Below are 2,024 nucleotides of genomic sequence, written 5' to 3'. Positions count from 1 at the left end.
CCGTCGGGGCCGTCGCGGACGTGGGCGCGGGCGCGGCGAGGCCGGCGACGACCAGAACGGTGAGAACACCGGGACCGAGTCGTCGGACGACGGAGACCAGCGCGGCGACGACCAGCGCGACAGCGACCCGCGCGGCGACGACCAGCGCGGCAGCGACCCGCGCGACAGCGACCCGGACGAGACCTCCGGCAGCGATGACGGGAGCTCCGACGCTCGTTCCGATTCCGCCGGCGAGACCGACGACCGGTCCGCCGACGACTCCGACGGGCAGTCCGGTCCGGGTGACGCCGACGGTGATGATTCGGACGACTCGGGGAACGGTCCGTCGGGTTCGAGGCGCCGTCGCCGTCGTCGTCGTCGCAGTGGGGGCTCCGGCTCCGACGACACCCAGACGTCCAACGATGACCCGCCCCAGACCGAGGTCCACGAACGCGAGGCCCGCCGTCGCTCCGGACGCGGGGGACAGGGCTCGGGTACGTCGTCCGACGAGGTCCAGGGCATCACCGGCTCCACGCGGCTCGAGGCCAAGCGCCAGCGTCGCCGCGACGGCCGCGAGGCCGGTCGTCGTCGCCAGCCGATCCTCTCCGAGTCCGAGTTCCTCGCCCGCCGCGAGGCCGTGGACCGAGTCATGGTGGTCCGTGAGAAGCAGCGCGGCGACGGCAAGGGCGTCATGACCCAGGTCGGCGTGCTCGAGGACAAGGTCCTCGTGGAGCACTTCGTCACCACCGAATCGGCGCGTTCGATGGTCGGTAACGTCTACCTCGGCCGTGTGCAGAACGTGCTGCCCAGCATGGAGGCGGCGTTCGTCGACATCGGGCGCGGCCGCAACGGCGTCCTGTACGCCGGCGAGGTCAACTGGGAGGCCGCCGGGCTCGGCGGCAAGGCCCGGCGGATCGAGCAGGCACTCAAGTCCGGCGACATGGTGCTGGTGCAGGTCACCAAGGACCCGATCGGGCAGAAGGGTGCCCGCCTGTCCACGCAGATCTCGCTGGCCGGGCGCTTCCTCGTGTACGTACCGGACGGCAACTCCACCGGCATCTCGCGCAAGTTGCCCGACACCGAGCGTCGCCGCCTCAAGGCGATCCTCAAGGAGGTCGTGCCGGAGGGCTCCGGCGTGATCATCCGCACCGCCGCCGAGGGCGTCAGCGCGGAGGAGATCGGCCGCGACGTCGAGCGCCTGGCCGCCCAGTGGACCGAGATCTCGGAGGCTGCCGCCAAGCGCACCGATTCCGGGGCCGGCACGCCCGTGTCCCTGTACGAGGAGCCGGACCTGCTGGTCAAGGTCGTCCGCGACCTGTTCAACGAGGACTTCTCCAAGCTCGTCATCCAGGGCGAGACCTCCTGGGACACGGTGCACGACTACGTCTCGCGGGTCGCGCCCGAGATGACGGAGCGCGTGGAGCGGTACGACAACCCGGATGTGGACGTGTTCGCCACCTATCGTGTGGACGAGCAGCTGGCCAAGGCGCTCGACCGCAAGGTGTGGCTGCCCTCCGGCGGCTCGCTGGTGATCGACCGCACCGAGGCGATGACCGTCATCGACGTCAACACCGGCAAGTACACCGGCTCCGGCGGCAACCTCGAGGAGACCGTCACCAAGAACAACCTCGAGGCCGCCGAGGAGATCGTCCGCCAGCTGCGCCTGCGCGACGTCGGCGGGATGGTGATCATCGACTTCATCGACATGGTGCTCGAGTCCAACCGCGACCTCGTGCTGCGGCGCCTCACCGAGGCGCTGGGGCGCGATCGCACCCGCCACCAGGTCTCCGAGGTCACGTCACTGGGGCTGGTGCAGCTCACCCGCAAGAAGCTCGGTACCGGGCTGGTCGAGGCGTTCTCCACCCCGTGCGAGCACTGCCAGGGCCGCGGGCTGATCGTGCACGCGGACCCCCTGCACACCGAGTCGCACAACGCCGACGAGCCCGGTGGCCGCCGCGGCCGTCGCAAGGGTGGCAACGGCAAGGGCTCGGGGGAGTCCGAGGCGCCCGCGCCCAAGCAGGCCGCGCGCAAGGACGGCCCCGCGC

1 protein-coding gene is annotated in these 2,024 nt (G+C 71.1%); it reads left to right on the top strand.

The features are described 5' to 3' along the window. Positions 1 to 2,024: Rne/Rng family ribonuclease (locus G6024_RS12380; RefSeq protein WP_159148830.1), on the top strand; the 2,024-nt coding region annotated here is incomplete at both ends.

It is taken from the genome of Dietzia maris, from assembly GCF_014144855.1.
In the GTDB taxonomy this organism is placed as follows: domain Bacteria; phylum Actinomycetota; class Actinomycetes; order Mycobacteriales; family Mycobacteriaceae; genus Dietzia; species Dietzia kunjamensis.
Note: the sequence above shows the minus strand (reverse complement) of the source record. Positions and strands in the feature narration are given on the sequence as shown.